The following is a 20,510-nucleotide window of genomic DNA, read 5'->3' as shown; positions in this document are numbered from 1 at the left end:
ATCAGGCTATCAGGTTGATGGCTTATTCGGTCAGAGATTCAGAAGAGACGAGCTATCCGAGCCGGGCGCGAAAGGCAGTTAAAGCCTAGTACGCGAATCGGCATAACGCCGAAAATCAAAGCGCAATCGGGAGCGGGTTTTCCGCTAAATCACTGGTGAAAGCGAGGAATAGAACCGATTTGCCTCAACTCGTCCGCTTGCGGAAAACCGAGGGCCCGGTAGCGCGCCGGGTATGTTTCCAGGTCTTCCAACTGAGAACCAAGGACCGATCGCACCGTCTCCCAGGTACCACTGGCCAACGGTTTCATGTGCGTCGAATCCATAAAAACCACCACGTCGGTTTGCGGCAGAAGTGCGTGATCGCACTCAGGCCACACGCAATAAGATTGCAACTGACGGGTCTTCAAATCGCGAATCAGGTAATAGTTCGCTACAAAACCTTCTTGCCCCGATTGGGAAAATCCCAACTCAATCGCCTCTCGTTGATCGCGATATTCTTGCGCGAGTCCATGCAGATGCAATTCCAGCAAGGCTTCCTGCTGTGGATGGTTGTCCGGTGGGAGCCATGTCTCCCATCCGTCCGAGGTCAGACGGCATGGCGTCATACTTAAAGGTCGCGGGTCGTCCTTCTTCTGCCAGGCCAACTCGCTCATCAAGCCCAGACCGACTTCGTCTTCGTCGCCGGTTACAATCAAGCAGTCGCGCGTCGGTGCCATGGCCACCGGCAAGCCAAGTACTTCCAACTGGCGGATCCGATCGTGCAACAACATCCGCGAAGCGTCGTAATGATCTTGGTTGCGAAATAGAAAGACCCGGTCATCAAGCGTCGTGACCGTGGCCCCCATTCCGGCAAGGTTGTCGAGCGCAACTTCCATCAGTTCGTAGAGCGATCGATTCCACTGCTGCATCCGATCGACGTCGATACTACGCATCGCTTCAGGCAGGTCGAAAATCGGCATCGCCAATAAGTGACTTCCGATTGGTACGTAAGTAACACCCAAATTTTCTTTGCCGGTCAGTCGATATTCGAGCGAGGTGATTTCAAGGTAGGCTCGGCTGCGAACCATCGGCAAGATATCGGGCTCGGCGTCCTCGAAGGCCTCGGGAATCGACTTGTGATGCGATAGAATGGCCCGTGTGATCTGGCCGATGTAGTCGTCGCGGCGATCGGCTGGCAGGCGGCTGTATTCGCTGAAGATGTTGCCCAGATTGGCTACGCCTGCGAGTTCGCCCTGATCGTAAAAGCAGAACTGGTAAGCGTCTGGCTCGTATCGGATCTCTCGTTGCTCTCCGGCGTCCTTCACCTTTTGGAGAAGTCGCTGAGCGAACTGGTCGCGTTTGGATGGCCCGAAGATGTACTTAAGTAAGTCCATAACACATACCGCGAGAGAGTTGGTTCGATGCGGTGCGATGGAGATCCGCCGTCTATTCTATCGCCTGGCAACGGCAGAACCAATCGAAATCGCTCTGAGAAGTTCCGTTCTGAATGAGGTTTTCCGTAGCAACATAACCGCTTAGGACGTTGCTATATTGTCCACCTTTCAGGTATTCTTGACGAACTCGGGCCCAGTTTTTCGTCGATAACGTCTGTATGGGGCAATCCCGCAAGGGACCAAGGCCAACGAATCTTCACGGCGGATTCTTCGTTTGACACTTTGCCTAGCTCTGTCAGCCTCTTATGCACGATTCTCATCCCAGATCCTATGACTCGCAGAACCCTCCCGAGATTCTGTTAAGCATCTACGTGCATGGGCAGCGACAACCGATCTTCGACGACCAGCTTGGCAAAGAAGTCCACGAAATCAAGGTTCGTGATCGCTTCGTGATTGGTCGCCAGGATGTCGCCAAAGGCGAACCGGGCCCCTTTCGTACGATCAGCTTCACCGACCGCCGCAAGCTGATCATCACTTCCTACCACCAGCGCGAGGTCTCTCGACAGTTGCTGGAAGTGGCTCCAGACCGTGGGGGTGCTTACCTCCGCGTAGGGAACATCGGCAACCATGAGGTTCCGGTCTCGCCCGCCACGGAAGGCCGGATCGCCCATAAGCAGGTCAAGACGTTCGTCACGCAGAACCTGACCCAGCAACCGATTCGCTTGATGGTGGGGTCGAACATCGCCCTGCAGTTGAGCACCAGTCGCTCGAACCCCGAAGCCGAATTCAACGAGCCAGCTCAAGGGATGCTTTCGCAAAGCGTCGCCGACGTCACCCGGATGTTGAGTCAAAGCCGGGCCAGTGAAGGCGCACCGGCGCCCGACAGCCCATCGACCGACGATGTCCAGCGGATCTTGAATGCCGTGAGCGCCGTTTTGGAGAAAGCGGCCAACTCGCCTGACTTCTACAGTTCGGCCGCCGAGAATGTCTGCAAGCTCGGCAACTTCGATTCGTGCTCGTACTTGGGGCTCGATCAGATGGCCAACCAGTGGCAGTGCGAAGTGACCTGGCCGGCACCCCATCACGAAGCGGAAGTGACGCCACGCTTCGACAGTAAGGCACTCGACTTCATCTGGAACAATCGCCAGACCTGGTCGACGCCAACCAGTCTGGAAGAACACACCGACGACCATCACGTGGTGGTCACCCCGGTCCTGTCGCGCGACAGCGTTGTCGGGGCGTTGTACGCCTCGAAGAAACGCCAGCCGGTCAGCGATCAGATGCTGGTCGACTGCGAAGTGAAGTTTGTCGAAGTGATCCGCGATTGTTTAGCGGTCGGGCTCGAACGACTGCGAAAGGAACGCGAGGTTGCCAAGCAACAGATTTGCCTGGCCCAGTTCTTTCCGCCGGGAATTGCCGATCGCATTCTGAACGACCCGGCATTGCTGGAAACTCGAGAAGAGAACATCTCGGTCTTGTTCTGCGATATCCGCGGATTCAGTGCCATCAGTTCCGAGCTCGGCGCTCTGCAGACGATGAAGTGGCTGCGCGAAGTTCTGGGCGAGCTCTCGGAATGTGTCATCCGCAACGATGGCGTTCTTCTCGAGTACGTCGGCGACGAGCTTGTTGCCATGTGGGGTGCCCCGGATGAGCAGCGAAACCACGCCGATCTTGCTTGCCAGGCAGCCGTTCAAATGGTCGCCAAACTCGAAGCCTTGAATGAAAGCTGGGCCGATCGGATTCCGGCCGAGATGTTGCCGTTCGGGCTGACCATCGGGATCAACACCGGCGACTGCGTGGTGGGCCGGAAGGGGACCGACTTCAAATATATGTGGGGGCCGCTGGGACCGACGGTGAATATCGCCAGTCGCGTTCAAGGCGCCACCAAGCAGTTCAGCCCCAAGCCGATCGACGACGACACCCCGGCCAGGTTCACTCCGCCGACCATTCTGATTACCGAAGCGACCCGCGTCGCGTTGATGTACGAGTTGCCTTCGCGTTACCTGGGCTCGATCCGGGCAATCAACATTCCCAAGCCGATCCGCGTGCACGAGATCGCCGCGAATCCTTCTTCCAACTGGCCTCAGCTTCAATCGCTGTACGAAGCTGCCTATCAGCAGTTCACGCAGCGTAACTTCCTGGAAGCACTCAACACGCTCGATTTGATCACACGTGAGAAGGAATTCCATTTCGACGGGCCGACGAAGTGCCTGCGAGACCGAGCCCTGACCTTGCTGCAAAATCCACGGCAAGTCGCCTCGGACCATCCCGTCTGGATGCTCGACCGCAAATAGCTTCCGTCCGCTGGGGATTTCAAAGAAGCAGAAAAACGCGACGGCCGACGCAAAGTCACCGTTCCCACACATCGACATTACCGACCGTCGCGTCTTTCCAGTGAAGAAAGCTTTTCGCTCTCGCTTCCAGAATAGCCATCGCCGAGTTATAACGGAAATACGTTATTCCTATCTGAACGATAAGTGCTACCTATGGAAATTCACCAGCTACGCTACTTCGTGGCGGTCGCCGAGCTCGAGAACTTTACCCGAGCCGCCGAGCAGTGCCACGTAACGCAGCCTTCCTTGAGCCAGCAGATCGCCAAACTCGAGCGCGAGCTCGATACGCGGCTGTTGGATCGCTTGGGACGCACGGTCGTTCTGACCGATTCCGGCAAAGAACTACTCCCCCGGGCACGTCGCATCTTGAAAGAAGTCGACGCCGCCGAAGGTTGGTTCAAGCAGCCTGAGGGGCCGGAAGTGGTCAGCTTGCGGGTCGGGGCATTGCCGACGATCGCTCCATTCAAGCTTCCGACCATCGTGCAGCACTTCCGCCAAGAGATGCCGAAGGTCTCGCTAACCCTGGTCGAAGACTACACCGATCATCTTCTCGATCGCCTGCTGAAGGGGACGCTGGACGTGGCGATCCTGGCCCTGCCGATCGAAGATGCCCGGCTGCAAGTCGAGCCACTCTTCCGCGAACCGCTGATGGTGGCGATGCCCCCAGACCATCCGCTAGCAGACAAGCCGGCGGTCTCGTTCAGCCAGGTTCGCCAGGAACCGTTTGTGCTGCTGCACGAAATCCATTGTCTTGGAGAGCAGATCCTGGGATTCTGTCGGCAGCAAGAGTTTCAGCCACACGTCGTGTGTGAAAGTGCCCAGATCTCGACGATCCAGGAAATGATTCGCTTGGGGGTGGGGATCTCGCTGCTGCCAGAAATGGCGATCGATCCTGACGATACGTCGTGCGTTTATCGGCCGATTCGCAAGATTCAGCCGTTCCGAACGATTGCCGCGGCCTGGAATCGTCATCGCACCTCGACCCCGCCGCAGCGCCGGTTGCTCGAGATCTTACGGCAAGAAGATGCCGCCCTCGTGACATAACTCGCGACATCTTCACGCTTGCTAGCGAAAATTGGTCTTGGTCCAAGCGAGGGTATCGCTATACTCTCGCCCGCCTGCGGGCTGTCTCTATCGAAGCACGGATGCACAAAGGGGACAGAAAAGCTTGGCCGAGGAAACCATGCGTTATTCCACCATTCTGCAATCGATTGTTGTCGCTACCTGCTGTTGGATCGCCGTCGGACAGATCAGTGCGGAACCGATCCGCTTGAACCTGAGCGAGTCGGATCAGCCGATTCAGCACCAGGTCCCGTCCCAATTTCCTTACACCGAAACTGCACAGCCGGTCCCTTATCGGCCGTTCTCGCTGTCGTTGACCGCCGATGGCGAACCGCCTGAGATCCCTTCGGTGCGCCAAGTCTCGGCCGAGATGCCACCGCAGCCGCAAGATGGTACCGATGTCTCGGTGCGCACTCCGGATGGTGCCAAAGTCGTTCTGCCGGAAAGCGACGGACCGCTACGCATCTTCCGCATCCACGAAGAACCCATTCAAAACCCAGCCGCCCCTAGCGGAACCTCGGTCTACTCGGAACAGTCTGCGCCGGTCGCTCCAGCGCAGGAAACCAAGCCAGCCCCAGCGGAAGCGACGCAGCCAGAGACTCCTTCGGCCGAGCCATCCACCGCCACGACCGACAACCCAGCGGGACCGTTCCCGAACTATCGTTACGCTCGACCACGCGTCGTCCCGACTCCTGGATCGAAGCCTGCGGTGCAGTTGGCACCGCAGCCAAGCCCCGTTCCGAAAGAAGAACCTGCCGCTCCGATAACGCCGGTTCAGACCCCTGAGCCAGAACCGCAGCCGGTTGCTACCCCCAAACCATTGACCGCCTGGGAAATCATTCCGCGGCAAACGACCCTGGCCCAGATCAATGCGGCCTGGGGCGAACCTTCACAGCAGCGTCGCATCGACGAGGACAAACGCGTCCGCCAATACGATCAGCGCGATGAATGTGCCAAGGTTGAAATCGCCATCGAAGGGGATGAGATCATCTCGGTCTACATGATCCTCGAAAAGCCGATGCCGCGTACTTCGCTCGAACAACGACTGGCCCTGGTCGATCTCGATCCGGCTCAGGTACAAGACACCAGTGGACGCCGCCTTGGGATTATCTACCCGGAAAAAGGTGTGATGCTGCCGATGTCAGCCGACACCATCCAGGTCGAGCGGATCATCATTCAAGCTCCCTCGGCGGAAGCCTTCATGCTGCGAGCCCATGGCCGTTCGCCGCTTGCCTTCCGAGATCGTCTGGCCGATTGCCAGTTGGCGATCGATCAGGAACCGCACTACGCGGATGCCTGGTACCAGATGTCGACGATCTTGCATCGTCTTGGCCGCGAACAGGAAGCCTTCGAGGCGGCCCGCAAGGCAACTGCCGGCGTCGGTTCGCTGCCTGAGTATCGTTTGTACCGCACCTTGCTGTCGGCAGCCCAAGGCAAGCTGGCCAGCGGGATTCATAGCACGCAGCAGATTGCTGAAGACTCGACCGTCGACCCGCAGATTCGTGCCAAGGCACATTGCCAATGGGGCGACTTCCTGCAGTTGGCTGGCCCGCAAAAGAATCGTGAAGCGGTTCAGCATCACGTCAAAGCGATCGAACTGGCCTCGCCCCTGGTGAACGATACCAACCAGCAGACCCGTCGCGCCGCCAAGCGTGTTCTGGTCGATGCCCACTTGTCACTGGCGATCGACATCGCAACCGGCGACTGGGAACGGAAAGAAGAAGTCGTCAACCAATGGCTACAGCGGTCGAAGGTCTACATCGACGACATGGTCAGCAACGAAGATGGCACCGGCGAACTTCGCATGGCCTGGCTAACCAAGTCGCTGATGGCCCACAGCTTCTATGGTGCACCGTTCGATCCAGGCGATTCGGTCGACCAGATCTTGGGACAATACCGCGAGATGGTCAGCCAGACCGACGATCCCTTCTTCCACCGAGCGTTGGAATGGGAAACGGGGCAGGCCCTTTCGCAGGCAGTCTTCATCCAGCATGCTCGTCAGCAACATGACGAAGCCTTAAAGCTGGCCGAACAGGCCCAAACTTTCTTGAAGGGTGGCCAGGTCGGTCGCGAGATCACCATTGCCGATCACTTGCTGCTGGGCAACCTTTACTTCCGTGCCGGTGCGATCTGTGCCGTGCAGAAACAGAAGCATGATAGCGCCGTGCAGTGGTACGATCTGGCAATGAGCCACCTGACCGATCCTTCGGTGAACAACATCATGCTCGATCGTCGCGGCGAATCGCTGGTGAGTATGGGCGTTTCGTACTGGTCGATTGGACGTCGCGAGCAAGGGATCTCGCTGACCGAGAAGGGCAAAGGCCTGATCGAGTCGGCAATCGCACAGGACGCCGGCTTGCAGCCGAAGCTGATCGTTCCGCTCGACAACCTGGCCGAGATGTACCGCGAGATGGGCGACTCGGAAAAGAGCGCCGCCTACACAGCTTCGTCGAAGAAGATCCAGCAAACGCTGGGCAGTGGTCCGGTTTCTCGCTAAACGAGACCGGAAGCGGCGTTCACTTCCCGAGGCACGGGCCATTCTTTATGATGAGTTGAAGGGTGCTACGCTGGTTCACCCTTCGATCTGCCTGGAAAAGCCGCACTGCGCGAGCCGCTAATGGTCTTCGAACACATCGAAAAGCTCAAACGGGAATTCACCGACAAGTACGTCGCCATCGCGCGGATGGTGCCGGAATTGAAGCGATTCGAAGGCCGAACCGGGATCGTCCGCACCGTCAACATGAGCGGCCGGGCCCTGGTCGAGTTCCTCGGAACCAGCGACATCTCTTGGTACGACATCGACATCGACTTCCTGAAGATCGTCGAGAAACCCCCTGAGCCGGAACCAGAAAAGAAGCCTGCCCGATCTGCTACCCCGGCGGAAAAGCCGGCAGCCAAGCCCGCCGCAGAGAAGAAGGGCGGGGCGAAGACTGGTTCCAGCACGGCCGATATCCTGGCGATGGCCCGGGCAAAGAAGCCGACGGCCGATAAGCCTGCCAAGCAAAGCACCGCCGATATCTTGGCGGCAGCGCGAGGCAAAAAGAAAGAGGCTGACGGAGAGCCTACAGAGAAGAAGAAGCCCAGCACCTCCGATATTCTGGCGATGGCACGCGGCAAAGGGAAAGCGGCCGACGACAAGCCTGCCGAGGGCAAGAAGACGGATACCAAGGCTCTTTCCACTGCCGACAAGCTGGCCATGCTGCGTGGCGAGAAAAAGCCTGAAGCCAAGCCGGCAGAAGACAATCCAGCACCTGCCAAGGCGAAGCCGACCACCGCTGATATTTTGGCGATGGCGCGAGGAAAGAAGGCCGCTGAAGAAAAAAAGGATGCGGGTTCTACTTCCCCATCTATAGAGTTGACCACCGCGGAAAAGCTGGCCTTGCTGCGAGGCGAGAAGAAAGCCGAGCCTTCCGAGCCGAGCGAAGCGGATCAATCGCCTGCCCCTAAGAAGCCAAGTACGGCGGACATTCTGGCGATGGCGCGCGGCCAGAAGAAGAAGCCTGATCAGGCCGATCCAGACGCTCCCTCTTCTGAGGATCGTTCGTCTGAATAATCGCCCCAGAAATTCTTCCGGCGTGGGCGAACTGCGACGGGACCGATGTTGTCCCATCCGGCGGATTGATAAAGAATAGATTTACCCCTTCAACCGAAGTATTCCCCGCCGAAAAGACGCATGATTCTGCTGATCGACAACTACGACTCGTTCACTTACAACCTGGTCCAACGGCTAGGTGAGATCGATCCTACGCTCGATCTGCAGGTCTATCGCAACGACCAGATCGACTGTGCGACGATTGAAAAGATGGCCCCCACCCATCTGATCGTATCGCCCGGTCCTTGCACGCCGAATGAAGCGGGCATCTCGGTCGAAGCCATCAAGTATTTCGCCGACAAGCTGCCGATCCTGGGCGTTTGCCTGGGCCATCAATCGATGGGGCAGGCCTTCGGCGGAACGATTGTGCGCGCCGAACGTCTGATGCACGGCAAGACCGACGAGATTTATCACGACAATCGTGGTCTGTTCGAGGGAATGCCCAATCCGTTTATCGCCACTCGATATCACAGCCTGGTCATCAAACCAGACACGCTCCCAGAAGATTTCGAAGTTGCGGCTTGGAGTATCATGCCAAATGGCGAGAAAGAGATCATGTCGATCCGCCACAAGACGCTGCCTCTGATGGGACTGCAATTCCATCCTGAGAGTTTCCTGAGCGAAACGGGGACCGACATGTTGCGTCGTTTTCTGGAGATTCAGCCAGCCCCGAGTTCCTAGAGGAGTCTAACCATGCTGTCCGTCAATCAGGCACTCGAACAGGTATCGCAACATTCCTACCCGCTTTCAACCCACGAGTGCAGTGCTTTTGATGCACTTGGCGCAGCACTCGCGGAAGATCTTGTAAGTCCCGTCGAATCGCCCGCGTTCGACAAAGCCATGATGGATGGCTTCGCTCTGCGTTCGGCCGACACCTGCGGTGGCTCGGCCAATCTGGAAATCGTCGAAGAGATCACCGCCGGCAACACGGCCAGCGAATCGATCCAGGAAGGAATGGCCGCCCGGATCATGACTGGCGCCCCCATGCCCAAGGGTGCCGACTCGGTGGTGATGGTCGAACACACCCAGATCGATTCCGAAAACGTCGACCGCGTGCAGATCCTGGATGAAGTTCCAACCGGCAGCCACGTCTTGAAACGTGGTGGCTTGCTCGAGAAAGGTCAGGTCGTTCTGTCGGCCGGGTCGATCATTCGCCCAATCGAAGTCGGTATTCTGGCCGACCTGGCAGGCGGACGCGTCACCGTCCGGCGCAAGCCGACGGTCGCCATCATTTCCACCGGCGACGAACTGGTCGAAGCCCACGAAGAGCCTGGCCCGGGCCAAATCCGCAATACCAACGGTCCGATGTTGGCTGCCATGGTCACCGAAGCCGGAGCTGAAGCGAAGCGCCTGGGCATCGTCCGCGACAACCGCGAACACCTTTACGCCGCGATCCAGGAAGGTTTGGAAGCAGACATTCTGTTAATTTCTGGTGGAATGTCGGTCGGCGTCAAAGATTTAGGGCCTGGCATTCTGGCCGAACATGGCGTCGAGAAGGTGTTCCACAAAGTCAATCTCAAGCCGGGCAAGCCGCTCTGGTTCGGCAAGCGCGAAGGAAGTGGCACGCCGACGCTCGTGTTTGGCCTGCCTGGCAATCCGGTGAGCAGCCTCGTTTGTTTTCACTTGTTTGTGCGTTCGGCATTGAATGCCATGATGGGCCGAACCGCTGTTTCTCCGTTCGTTCCGGGCTTCCTGCTGACGCGCGACTTTGCCAACCCTGGTGACCGCCCGGTCTTCTTTCCGGCGTACGCATGTCGAAAAGAAGGCGCCGGTGCGACAATCGCGCCACTCAACTGGAAGGGCTCGGCCGACCTGGCAACATTGGCTAAGGCCAACGCACTGGCCTGTTTCGACGCCAATAGCCAGTATGAAGCTGGCCAATTTATCTCTGCAGTGATGGTCTAACTACTTCTTTTAGGGCGTTGGTCATTTACTGCTGGTGGGTTACACTCCTCCGAGCAGTCGGGGGACTCAGCGCAGGGAGTACCGCCGGCATCCGTGGGGCATTCATAGTCGGAACAGAAAGTGAGCCAACTCACCCAGCTTGCCGAAACCTGGTTCGAAGAGGTTTGGAACCAACGTAACGACAACGCCATCTTCGATCTCTCTGCGGAGAACGCCGTGGGGTATGCCGAGTCGGACGTTCGCTATTTCAGCATGGAAACCTTCAAAGAGTTTCGCGACAACGTGCTGCAAGCGATGCCCGATGTACGCATCGATGTGGAAGACAGTATCGAACAGCCGCCACACGTCGTGGTCCGCTGGTTTTTGACCGGAACGCATACCGGCACTGGCTTCGGATTCACTCCCACGAATTCCCGCGTTACGCTGCGCGGAATGACCTGGTTTCGGGTCGACGAGCACAACAAACTGGCCGAAGGGTGGGACTGCTGGAATCAGGGGCGGATGCTCCAGATCCTGGTGGGGGCTACCAAGCCAAGACACAAGAGTTTCGAAGATCCCTCGGACAGCTAATCCGCACTGACAGGTTGCCGAAAAACTCGTAGATTAGGGCGTCACTCTTCCCTGCGGTACCGATCGAGACTCCTTGTGCACCCACCTGATTCCCAAGTTGCATCAGACGGCGACCAGCCGACTTCTTTCTCCTTCAGCTGGCGCTGCGTCGCCTTTTTAAGCTGCGCCAGTGCTTTGCTGCTGGCGGCCGCCTTTCCCCCTTTAAATCTCTGGCCACTGGGCTGGGTCGCTCCGATTGGCTGGCTGATGTTGATTCGGGTCGATACGCTTCCCAGACGCAGCTATTGGTGGATTTACTTCAGCGGCTTTCTGTTCTGGATGACCGTCCTGTATGGCGTCGGCAATGCCCACTGGGCCACCCGGCTACTCGGCTGGCCGGCGCTGTGTGCTTATCTGGCGGTCTACCTGCCGCTGTTTGTCGGTCTGTCGCGAATTATGGTCCATGGCGCGCGGGTGCCCCTTCCGCTTACCGCACCGATTGTCTGGACCGCTTTGGAATATGTGCGTGCCCACTTCGCCACCGGCTTCTCGATCGCCCAGCTGGGGCATACCCAGGTCTCGGTCTTGCCGCTGATTCAGGTCTCGGAATTCATCGGCGCTTATGGGGTCAGCTTCGTGATGATGCTGGTCTTGGCGTTGGTAGCCACTGCCTTGCCTGGGGCTCGGCGACATCCACTTACCCGCAGGGTTCCGTTGGGGCTTACCCGGGGTGGTTTGGTGGCTTTGGCGGTGATGGTCGGTGTTGGTTATTTCGTGGGAGGCTGGCTACTGCTGGATTTCAGTGGCCAACTTGAATGGGGCTATTCACGGGGAGGCCAGCGCGACCCGGTCCAACCGGTGAAGGTGGGCCTGGTACAAGGATCGATCGATACGGTCTTCGGCGACCCGACGCAATCGGAACGGACGTTCGAGCAGTACACCGCCCTGACCGATCACCTGGTGCAGAACCACCGCAACCTCGATTTGATCGTCTGGCCAGAGACCACGATGGGAGACTACATCCTGCACGAAATCGGTGACGATTTCGCACTTCCAGATGACAAGGCAGACCAGACCGACGCCTATCGCGAACAGGTACCCAAGGTTGGCGACAAGTTCGCAGGGTTTGTGCACGACCTATCGGTCAATCGTTGGAAGGCTCCCTTGCTGCTGGGCACGTCGGTGATGCGTTACGGCCACAAGCGGATCGAACACGCCAACGCCGCCATCCATGTCGGCCCAAGGGGAACGATCGACGCCCGGTACGAAAAGGTCCATCCGGTCATGTTTGGCGAGTATGTCCCTGGAGGAGACTATGTGCCTTGGGTTTACGACCTATTACCGATTGGCGGTGGGCTGACACCAGGAAAAGGACCGGTCGCCATCGATGTCGATGGAGTAAACCTGGTGCCTTGTATCTGTTTCGAGAACACGGTCCCCCACCTGGTGGCAGATCAGGTCCGGCAGATGGACCAAGCCGGAATCCCGGTCGATGCCCTGGTCACGCTGACCAACGATGGCTGGTTCTGGGGTTCCAGCATCCTCGATCTGCACCTGGCGTGTGCCCGGTTCCGAGCGGTCGAGAATCGTCGTCCGATGCTCGTGGCTGCCAACACGGGGATCTCTGCGGTGATCGACTCGCAGGGGAAGCTGCTGCAGTACTCGCCCACCCGAAAAACTACCTATCTCGTGGCTGATGTAGCGCCCACGGTGCGACCAATCTCGTCCTACACAAAGAATGGGGACTGGTTCGCCGGGTTATGCCTGGTGTTGACGATTATCGGGGCGATTGCCGGGTGGGTAGTCTCGCGAAGACCGCCACCTACCGCTCCCCAGAAGGGAAATTAGAGTTGCTAATGGGGGGTTTTCCGTAGCCGGCTCTCAGCTAACGAGCCGCAGAAACGGAACGAAGCTCCCCCGTTGGACGGAAGTGCCAGGTAACCTGGGTAATTTTCCGACCAACAATCCGACGTAAAACGTTATTGTCGTTTATATTAGAGCAGGGGCTGGGCGACATGCGGCTTGCGTATCGGTTATGCAGCCAAGTTTCCCAGAACACCTAAACTAAATTGTCCATTTTGTTGACACTGTTCAAACGCCAGAATTATACTGGCCGTAAATACTCACACATCTTGTCCCTTTACAGGCACCAGTCACTCATAGAGCGCGGTCTCTTGAGTGCACCTTCTCGGTTGTTGGATCCGTCAATCTGCATGGATGCGGCTTGCTCATCACGCGTGGAATTTCTTCACGTCGCCGCAAGAGACGAGAAACCGACCCAGGCAAGGCCGTGGCAAACGCCATCGAAGGAGTCACTTCCATGACATTGATCGGAAAGATCTTTACCTACCTGATTCTCATCATGAGCCTGGTTTTCATGACCGTGGCCATGACGGTTTATGCCACGCACAAAAACTGGCGTGAGGTGGTCAAAGGGGATGGTGCAGGCAACCAAGGGCTTGAGAAGCTGATCGCTGAGCAGAAGTCGATTGCCTCGGCACTGCAAGATCAGAACGAAAAGCTGCAGACCAAGCTGGAGCAGGAACGTGCTGCTCGTGCTTATGCGATCGCCGCACTGCATGCTCGTACCAAGCTGCAGGATGTCGAACTGCTGAACTTGAGCCAGGCCAACGAACGTCTGGTGAAGTCGGAAGCCGACATGAAGACGCTGCTCGAGCTGGCCGAAACCAACTCGAAGAACTTGAAGACTGAAGTCGACGGACTGCGTGCGGACATCAAGGTCGCCCAGACCGATCGCGACTCGACGTTCAAAGACGTGGTTGCGTTGACCGACAAGCTTCAGCAGTACAAAGTCGAACAAGACCGTCTGCGTGAACGCGAACAAGAGCTGGCCAAGCAGACCGCTCGTATGAAGCGTGTTCTGACCGCCTTCGGTAAGGACGAGTTCACCCCGGTCGATGGCATTCCGCCTGAACTGTACGCTCGCGTTACCGCCGTCAACGACAACAACATGGTCGAAATCTCGGTTGGCTCGGACGACGGGATCCAGAAGGGTAACACGCTCGACGTGTTCCGCGGCCAGACCTACCTCGGCCGTATCATCATCAAGCAGACCGCTCCGGATCGTGCGGTCGGTGAAATCATTCGTGAATACCGCCGCGGCCTGATTAAGAAGGGTGATCATGTCTCCACAAACCTCGGATAAGTCGGGACGGAAATCGAGCCCGAACGTATACACCGTCATGCTGATCCTGTCGTTCATCGCCCTGACGACAGGCGCCATCCTGCTGTTCATGGAACTGCAGCGTTACGGCAGCTGGCCTCAATGGAAGGTCTAAGCGACCTGGCCAACTCGGCAGAACAAGCCAATGAAGGAAGAAGGCGAAGCGGAATCCGCTTCGCCTTTTTTCGTAACCCGATCTTGCTAGATACCCAGCGCGTCGGGATGAACGGCCCCCAGATGCAGTGCCAGACGAACTGCTTCGCGGTGGCTGGTGTTATAGACCCGAGCGGTCAGCAGCAATTGAATGTGGTACTCGAGATTCACACGATGCTGCTGTGGGTCGACACGCAGCACGATACGCTGCTGAGCGTAAGATTCCGGACCAAGGACCGTCGACCAAAGATTGCCGCGACGGAACGTTAGAGGATCCTCTGAGACGACCTTCGCCTTGGTCCCTTCGTAGAATGCGATTGCCTGGGGGACGACCTGGGTAATCTCGGGGACGAAGAACTCGTAGCGATCGACGAAGCCGGTAACCGTCGCGCCACGAAAGACCTCGGCACGGACGTAAGCTTCCGCTTGTTCTGGCTGTGGAGAGCGAAAAGGATTCAGCGATTCGTCCATCGGCAACCTCCCGGCATCGACCCTTGCAAACTCCCTTCATTATAGAAGGGTAGGGAAGGGGAGTCCGGACATGGGCGGTTAGCCTCCGTTACGAGCGGCTTCCTCGGTCTCGGCGATCTGTGTACTTGGGCTCCAGCCGGCGTCAAACAGCATGTCGAACAGACGTGCCTTGGTGTTGACGTTGGTCTTACGGAAGATGCTCGAACGTCGGAACTGGACCGTCCGCAGGCTCAATTGCAGATGGTCCGCAATTTCCTGGTTGGTACGTCCGAGGAACATCAGCTCCAGCACCTTGGTCTCTTCCGCCGAAAGATCGCTGAGCAGTTGCTCGGCCTCTTGGCGTTTGACGTGCTTCTGGAAGCTCTGCTGATTCTTATCCATCGCCTGGCGAATGGCATCGATCAGACGCGTCGTGTTGCAAGGCTTCTGGAAGAGCTCGAACGCCCCCAGCTTCATTGCCTGGACCGTCGTCGGTACGTCGGCATGGGCCGACAGAAAGATGACGATCAACGGCAGGTTTGCCTGGTTGATGCGACGATGCACCTCCAGCCCCGAAATACCTGGCAAACGAATGTCGAGAACGACACAGCCAGGCTGCGTAGGTTGGATTTGTTCGAGAAATTCCTCGCCAGAGCCATACGTGTAGGCGGTAAAGCCTACCGACTTGGCCAGCTGCAACAAAGAGTCGCGAGCGGCGGGATCATCGTCGACGAAATGAACAATCGGTTCTGAAGTCATGGGATGCAAACTGTCTACCCAGGAAAACGGTCATGCCTGTTTTACCCCTAGTCCTGTTGCTGCCCTTGATTCAGCTCTTCCAAGATTGGAGTCCCACTGCCCCATGATGTGTCCTGGTCGAAACCAGAGTCATCCAGCGAGATCTTGGTAAGAACTTCTTACTGCATATGCAATGCGATTGGAATCGGGACGGACGAAACGGCCGATTTTAGATCGCACCGACATGGTTGCCAGTGTCACTAAAACCTTAACAAATGTTGAGCCAGTTTCCCCTTCCCAAATTTCTAATCGGACATCGTCGCCAAAGCCTCAAATAAAAGCCACTGTATTCATGTTTTGTTAAGCAAGACTGCACAAAACAGGCAAACTATGGCATTGAGTGCGCCCCAACCGCAATTTTGACGAGCAACTTCCCGCGGAATTCTGGCTCATCGTAAATATAGGTTCCGATTCCAGTTCACACCGACGGGAATCTGTTTCGGGGCCTCATTTTCTTGAGATTGCCTTGCAATAGCGACTTAGTGCGCTTAGCAGCGCCCCACCGATGGCTTGGGGTAACAAACTACGCCACGCGATCAGGGGGGCTCAGTACAATAAACAAGTTTTCGCTGAAAACTTCTTACACAACAAAGGAAAAACTGCGGGATTCCGTGCTTTCTTGAGCATTCGCTTCGCCAAGCCAACAAATGCGACCATCCCGCAATAAAAAGGGGCCCGGTAGCACTAGACTACGGGCCCCCACGCTCAATAGCAAACAAGTCAGCAAGTTCTTATGGAAGCGAAGTGTTGGTCACTTCATCTTCGGGCAAACGAACCAGCATCCACGTTTCATCGCGCTGCGTTCCGTAGTGCACCAGAACCGAACTGGCTTCCTGCGACAGGTTATAAATACCGGTCTCCATCACCGTTGCCGACGACTCACCGATCAACCAGGCAGCACGTTGCGATTCTGGATCGACCTTACCCCAGACCGGCAACGAATTGTCAGTCGCGGCGTTATAGTACGTACCAGCCAGCAAACCTTGCTTATCGATGGCCAACTGCAGGTAGATATCGCCGTCACCCGATGCGGTATCGGTCAGGACGAACACGCCCAGTGGCAACCAGTCGTCTGGGTTCCCGTTACCTTGCGTTGGAGGACGGTTCTGCAAAATCTGACGACCTTCGTTTGCCAAGGCGATTGCCTGCAAAGCGTACTGCTCGCGGGTCGCGATGGGTTCGTCTTCAACATATACATACTGCGTGTCATAGACGATGGTCGAACCATAGTCGTAGTAAACCGGAACGGTCGAGTAGCTTCCCCAGAAACTCCAGTTACTCAAGCGGTATGGCGAAGCCCACGACCACCAGTAACCTGGACGAGGTCGATAGGTGTGGAAGTACCAACTGTTCAAGAAGCGGTTATTGGGGTACCAGCGATTGTTCCAACCATAGTTGAAGTGGCGGTGAGCGTTATGGCGAACGTTGTTCGCATAACGATACCAGTTGTCGGGGACGTGGCGACGATCGTTGTGATCCCAGCGTCCATCCCAGTCCCTATCCCAATTACCGCCTGGGCGACGATCACGATGGCGATCACGATCCCGGTCACGGTTTTCAACGTTTACCAGTTGGTCACGAATCGCATCACGATCGAGCGATCCTTTGTCGCGAACACGGTTGAGTTGATCACGGAACTGTGGATCGCGGTTGGCACGGTCTCGCCAGTCGAAATCAGGACGGGCGATACGAGCGTCGTTGTCGCCACGATCGCGTTCGCCAGGACCACGGTTCGGACCTTCAGTTCGGTCAGGACGTTCACCGGGACCACGGTTCGGGCCTTCAGCTCGGTCAGGACGTTCACCGGGACCACGGTTCGGGCCTTCAGCTCGGTCAGGGCGTTCACCAGGACCACGGTTCGGACCTTCAGTTCGGTCGGGACGTTCGCCAGGACCACGGTTCGGACCTTCAGTTCGGTCAGGGCGTTCACCAGGACCACGGTTCGGGCCTTCAGCTCGGTCGGGACGTTCGCCAGGACCGCGGTTCGGGCCTTCCGTTCGGTCAGGACGTTCACCGGGACCACGGTTCGGACCTTCCGTTCGGTCAGGACGTTCGCCAGGACCACGACCAGGCAGGGTGGCCGAAGGGCGATCTCGTTCGGGCAAGCCGACACGACCACCATTGGCACGGTCTGGAATGTTCGGGATATTGGGACGATTCAAGTTGTTATCGCGATCGTTGTTACCATCGCGGTTCAAATCACGCAGACGTTCGCGGATGTCGCTGGCGTCGCCAGGACGGTTACGCATGCGGTCTACTTCACGCTGGAGTTCTTGACCCAGATTGTTCCGCTGCGGACGATCGGGACGAGCCGAATCGAGGTCTGAAGCTGGGTTGTTACCTGGGCGTTGTTGGTTGAACATCTCGCGGAAATCGCGACCGGCTGGATTACGATTGCCATTGGATGGTGAAGCGTTCTCACGATCAAGATCGGGACGATTCACTTCACGGCGACCGCTATCAGGTCGGTTTTGGTTCAAGCGATTGAAGATGTCCTGGGCCGAGCGACCTGGCGTGGCATCCCGATTTGGCGAGGCCGAATTGCCGCGCTCACGTGGCGTGTTGTCGGGGCGCGTCGATTGCATACGTTCTCGCAGCGAATCGATCGACGAAGGCCCACGGTCACGCGAGGGATTGTCGGGGCGAGTCGACTGCAGACGATTCCGCATCGATTCTAGCGACGACGATGGACCACGATCGCGGGCCGATGGGGTATTACTTGGACGGCTGTTTCCACGACTTGGCGTCGCCTGAGGCGAGCTTTGACGTGACGAAATGTTTGGCGTTGGCCGAGAGCTCTTTGAGCTGTCGCTTGGTCGAGCACTTGGCTGCGGCCGACTTCGTTCGCGACTGGCGCTCGGCCTTGGCGACGAGGACTTGCCTCGATCAGGCTGAGCGCTGCGACGGTTCTCAGAACCGCGCGATTCGCCGCGACCTTTCTTGTCTTGCGCCTGGCCGAGAGCCGGCAGGCTGATCAAGCCAATCAACAAGCCGGTCAGCCATACGGATGGACGTGACATGGAAAAGACTCCTTTAGTGAGTATCTGGCAACCATGATCGGAGAATGGCACTGGGGGGTATGCCGCGTTTATCCGCCGCGGCGATGGAATGCCAGCAACCTGGGGGCATTCACAGTTCCGATCGTTGGGCAAAGTGCAAAGACTTAGCGCACGGTTTAACTGGTGCAGACCCCATGCCAACCTGCCAACTCTTCAATAATTCTCACGGAAACGCCTAATAACCATGAAGTTGCGCTGATTTTGCCGTCTGGGCACTCCCAGCCCGGTCATTATTACAGAGTCATTTTGATAACAATTGTTTCAATTTGAACGCCTGAAGCTAACAATCGTTTTAAGAGTCACAGCCGGTGTCGCTGATCGATCAGCGCGACGTCTTGGCGACCAACCGTGTCCTAGACTTGGAGCAGAATCCTTTTCCTTTGAGACATTGGTATCGGGTTTGCCTTGTCTCTGAAATAGGCCGAGGAACAATTCCCAACGAATCAGTCCTCCGTTGCCAAGACCCAACAGACATCTAATCCATACCCGAGGGGGATCGTTATGTTCCGAAATCTGATGATTGCCGGCGCTGTCGCGTTGGCTCCGTTGTTTGCCGTCAGTACGGCAACTGCTCAGGTCGTCACCACCGTCACGCCACCGACCGCCGTAGGCTACGTTCCGGTGCGTACAGGGCTGTTTGGGTTGCGAACCCAGATGAAGCCTGTGCTGGCCCCTGGGGTTGCTACTTCCTACGTGGCGAGCCCAGTCGTGACGACGAATTACGCGCCGATTACGACCAGCTATACCCCGATCACGACAAATTACGCCCCGATCACCACGAACTATGCTCCGACGACCACATATTACACCCCCGAGGTGACCACCTACGCCGCTCCGGAAGTGACGACGGCGTATTACGCTCCGCCAGTCACCACGTCGTATTACCAGCCGGCACCGACTGTGGCCCCGGCGACCGCCACGATGTACGCCCCAAACCAGGTGAACTACTATCGTAGGACCTATTGGTATTCGACTCCGGCCCCCGTGCCGCGCTCGGTTGGCATGCCGATTATCGGCTACTAGTCGACCCCGTCGATTCGATCCCAATTGCAACTGCCCGCCATTTTGGTGGGCAGTTGTCGTTTTCGAAAAAGGGTTTGCGGGCTACAGGGTCGTTTTCCGGTCGACTACACTGGAATGACGGTGTGTCGACGCCCCTACGTCGGCATCCATTCCTTTCTGCACGCCGCTGACCCGCGGCACTTTCCTAGTATCGAAGGTTCTTCACCCATGAAATTGCATCTCCCCTCCGCACTCGCCCTGTTGCTGCTGTTGTCGTGCGTCGTTACTTTGCCTGCCGCGGAAAAGGAAACGGACGAGAAGAAATCGGAAGGGGAATGGATTCAACTCTTCAACGGGAAAGACCTGACCGGTTGGGTCCCGAAGGTTCGTTATCACGAACTAGGCGAGAACCCTGCTGATACGTTCCGCGTGGAAGACGGCCTGCTGACTGTCTCGTATGCCGATGGCTACGAAGACGGATTCAAAGAAACGTTTGGCCACTTGTTCTACGAGAAACCCTTCAGCAACTATCGTCTGCGGGTCGAATACCGCTTCCTGGGCGACCAGTGCAAGGGTGGACCTGGCTGGGCATTCCGTAATAGTGGTGTGATGATTCATGGCGAAGATCCGAAGACCATGGGCAAGGATCAAGACTTCCCCGCTTCGATCGAAGTGCAGTTGCTCGGCGGCCGAGAACAAGGTTCGCGTCCGACCGTCAACTTGTGCACGCCAGGAACCAACGTGGTGATGGACGGCAAACTGTTCAAGCCACATTGCATCAATAGTTCGTCAGAAACTTACCGTGGCGACCAGTGGGTTACTTGTGAAATCGAAGCCCACGGCAACGGTACCATCAAACACATTATCGACGGCAAGGTCGTGCTCGAATACGAAAAGTCGCAGCTCGATCCAAGTGATGCCCACTCCAAAGAACTGATCGAAAAGGCGGGCGGCGAACTGATGCTCTCGGGCGGTTCAATTTCGCTGCAATCGGAAAGCCATCCGGTTCAGTTCCGTAAAGTGGAAATCATGCTGCTCGACGAGTAGCTC

At 57.2% G+C, this 20,510-nt stretch carries 16 protein-coding genes; 12 read left to right on the top strand and 4 right to left on the bottom strand.

Features of this window, described 5'->3' with window-relative positions:
* Positions 1 to 149: 149 nt before the first annotated feature.
* Positions 150 to 1,373 carry a DUF1444 family protein gene (locus tag ABD890_RS12120; RefSeq protein WP_345089350.1) on the bottom strand — a complete coding sequence of 408 codons (1,224 nt, stop codon included), beginning with the start codon at positions 1,371 to 1,373 and terminating at the stop codon, positions 150 to 152.
* 305 nt (positions 1,374 to 1,678) lie between these two features.
* Between ABD890_RS12120 and ABD890_RS12115 the strand changes: the two genes are divergently transcribed.
* The 10 genes from ABD890_RS12115 to ABD890_RS12070 all read left to right on the top strand — a co-directional run bounded on the left by ABD890_RS12115 (position 1,679) and on the right by ABD890_RS12070 (position 14,113).
* Positions 1,679 to 3,667: an adenylate/guanylate cyclase domain-containing protein gene (locus ABD890_RS12115; protein WP_345089347.1), complete on the top strand. Its 1,989-nt coding sequence runs from the start codon at positions 1,679 to 1,681 to the stop codon at positions 3,665 to 3,667.
* 192 nt (positions 3,668 to 3,859) lie between these two features.
* Positions 3,860 to 4,750 carry a LysR family transcriptional regulator gene (locus tag ABD890_RS12110; protein ID WP_345089344.1) on the top strand — a complete coding sequence of 297 codons (891 nt, stop codon included), beginning with the start codon at positions 3,860 to 3,862 and terminating at the stop codon, positions 4,748 to 4,750.
* 139 nt (positions 4,751 to 4,889) lie between these two features.
* Positions 4,890 to 7,265 carry a hypothetical protein gene (locus ABD890_RS12105; RefSeq protein WP_345089341.1) on the top strand — a complete coding sequence of 792 codons (2,376 nt, stop codon included), beginning with the start codon at positions 4,890 to 4,892 and terminating at the stop codon, positions 7,263 to 7,265.
* A gap of 120 nt (positions 7,266 to 7,385) precedes the next feature.
* Positions 7,386 to 8,321, top strand: a complete 936-nt coding sequence (locus tag ABD890_RS12100) for a hypothetical protein (protein WP_345089338.1) — start codon at positions 7,386 to 7,388, stop codon at positions 8,319 to 8,321.
* Between the two features lie 120 nt (positions 8,322 to 8,441).
* Positions 8,442 to 9,041, top strand: coding sequence for an anthranilate synthase component II (locus tag ABD890_RS12095; protein ID WP_345089335.1), 600 nt, complete (start codon positions 8,442 to 8,444; stop codon positions 9,039 to 9,041).
* A gap of 12 nt (positions 9,042 to 9,053) precedes the next feature.
* Positions 9,054 to 10,265 carry a molybdopterin molybdotransferase MoeA gene (locus ABD890_RS12090; protein WP_345089332.1) on the top strand — a complete coding sequence of 404 codons (1,212 nt, stop codon included), beginning with the start codon at positions 9,054 to 9,056 and terminating at the stop codon, positions 10,263 to 10,265.
* 120 nt (positions 10,266 to 10,385) lie between these two features.
* The gene (locus tag ABD890_RS12085; RefSeq protein WP_345089329.1) at positions 10,386 to 10,835 is read left to right on the top strand and encodes an ester cyclase; all 450 of its coding nucleotides are present in this window, start codon (positions 10,386 to 10,388) and stop codon (positions 10,833 to 10,835) included.
* 75 nt (positions 10,836 to 10,910) lie between these two features.
* Positions 10,911 to 12,662, top strand: a complete 1,752-nt coding sequence (gene lnt, locus ABD890_RS12080; protein WP_345089326.1) for an apolipoprotein N-acyltransferase — start codon at positions 10,911 to 10,913, stop codon at positions 12,660 to 12,662.
* A gap of 472 nt (positions 12,663 to 13,134) precedes the next feature.
* Positions 13,135 to 13,980, top strand: a complete 846-nt coding sequence (locus tag ABD890_RS12075; RefSeq protein ID WP_345089323.1) for a hypothetical protein — start codon at positions 13,135 to 13,137, stop codon at positions 13,978 to 13,980.
* A complete protein-coding gene (locus tag ABD890_RS12070) occupies positions 13,958 to 14,113 on the top strand; it encodes a hypothetical protein (protein WP_345089321.1) in 156 nt (51 codons plus the stop codon). The genes ABD890_RS12075 and ABD890_RS12070 overlap by 23 nt, the downstream gene beginning before the upstream one ends.
* Positions 14,114 to 14,199: 86 nt before the next feature.
* Here the strand turns inward: ABD890_RS12070 and ABD890_RS12065 are convergent, their stop codons facing one another.
* The 3 genes from ABD890_RS12065 to ABD890_RS12055 form a co-directional block, all read right to left on the bottom strand.
* Positions 14,200 to 14,622, bottom strand: coding sequence for a hypothetical protein (locus ABD890_RS12065; protein WP_345089319.1), 423 nt, complete (start codon positions 14,620 to 14,622; stop codon positions 14,200 to 14,202).
* Positions 14,623 to 14,700: 78 nt separating this feature from the next.
* A complete protein-coding gene (locus tag ABD890_RS12060) occupies positions 14,701 to 15,360 on the bottom strand; it encodes a response regulator transcription factor (protein WP_345089316.1) in 660 nt (219 codons plus the stop codon).
* 770 nt (positions 15,361 to 16,130) lie between these two features.
* On the bottom strand, positions 16,131 to 18,419 hold the full coding sequence (locus ABD890_RS12055; RefSeq protein WP_345089313.1) for a hypothetical protein: 2,289 nt from the start codon (positions 18,417 to 18,419) through the stop codon (positions 16,131 to 16,133).
* A 540-nt stretch (positions 18,420 to 18,959) separates the two neighbouring features.
* Here ABD890_RS12055 and ABD890_RS12050 point away from each other — a divergent pair.
* Positions 18,960 to 19,481 (top strand): hypothetical protein, encoded by a 522-nt coding sequence (locus ABD890_RS12050; protein WP_345089310.1) that lies wholly within the window; start codon positions 18,960 to 18,962, stop codon positions 19,479 to 19,481.
* A 207-nt stretch (positions 19,482 to 19,688) separates the two neighbouring features.
* A complete protein-coding gene (locus ABD890_RS12045; protein ID WP_345089307.1) occupies positions 19,689 to 20,507 on the top strand; it encodes a 3-keto-disaccharide hydrolase in 819 nt (272 codons plus the stop codon).
* Positions 20,508 to 20,510: the final 3 nt, after the last annotated feature.

Source organism: Bremerella cremea (assembly GCF_039541315.1).
In the GTDB taxonomy this organism is placed as follows: domain Bacteria; phylum Planctomycetota; class Planctomycetia; order Pirellulales; family Pirellulaceae; genus Bremerella; species Bremerella cremea.
This window is presented reverse-complemented; position numbering and strand designations above follow the sequence as displayed.

Bases quoted from the DNA above. Each gene is read 5' to 3' on its own strand.
- ABD890_RS12120 (WP_345089350.1), bottom strand. From the start codon at position 1,373: ATGGACTTACTTAAGTACATCTTCGGGCCATCCAAACGCGACCAGTTC.
- ABD890_RS12115 (WP_345089347.1), top strand. From the start codon at position 1,679: ATGCACGATTCTCATCCCAGATCCTATGACTCGCAGAACCCTCCCGAG.
- ABD890_RS12110 (WP_345089344.1), top strand. From the start codon at position 3,860: ATGGAAATTCACCAGCTACGCTACTTCGTGGCGGTCGCCGAGCTCGAG.
- ABD890_RS12105 (WP_345089341.1), top strand. From the start codon at position 4,890: ATGCGTTATTCCACCATTCTGCAATCGATTGTTGTCGCTACCTGCTGT.
- ABD890_RS12100 (WP_345089338.1), top strand. From the start codon at position 7,386: ATGGTCTTCGAACACATCGAAAAGCTCAAACGGGAATTCACCGACAAG.
- ABD890_RS12095 (WP_345089335.1), top strand. From the start codon at position 8,442: ATGATTCTGCTGATCGACAACTACGACTCGTTCACTTACAACCTGGTC.
- ABD890_RS12090 (WP_345089332.1), top strand. From the start codon at position 9,054: ATGCTGTCCGTCAATCAGGCACTCGAACAGGTATCGCAACATTCCTAC.
- ABD890_RS12075 (WP_345089323.1), top strand. From the start codon at position 13,135: ATGACATTGATCGGAAAGATCTTTACCTACCTGATTCTCATCATGAGC.
- ABD890_RS12070 (WP_345089321.1), top strand. From the start codon at position 13,958: ATGTCTCCACAAACCTCGGATAAGTCGGGACGGAAATCGAGCCCGAAC.
- ABD890_RS12065 (WP_345089319.1), bottom strand. From the start codon at position 14,622: ATGGACGAATCGCTGAATCCTTTTCGCTCTCCACAGCCAGAACAAGCG.
- ABD890_RS12060 (WP_345089316.1), bottom strand. From the start codon at position 15,360: ATGACTTCAGAACCGATTGTTCATTTCGTCGACGATGATCCCGCCGCT.
- ABD890_RS12055 (WP_345089313.1), bottom strand. From the start codon at position 18,419: ATGTCACGTCCATCCGTATGGCTGACCGGCTTGTTGATTGGCTTGATC.
- ABD890_RS12050 (WP_345089310.1), top strand. From the start codon at position 18,960: ATGTTCCGAAATCTGATGATTGCCGGCGCTGTCGCGTTGGCTCCGTTG.
- ABD890_RS12045 (WP_345089307.1), top strand. From the start codon at position 19,689: ATGAAATTGCATCTCCCCTCCGCACTCGCCCTGTTGCTGCTGTTGTCG.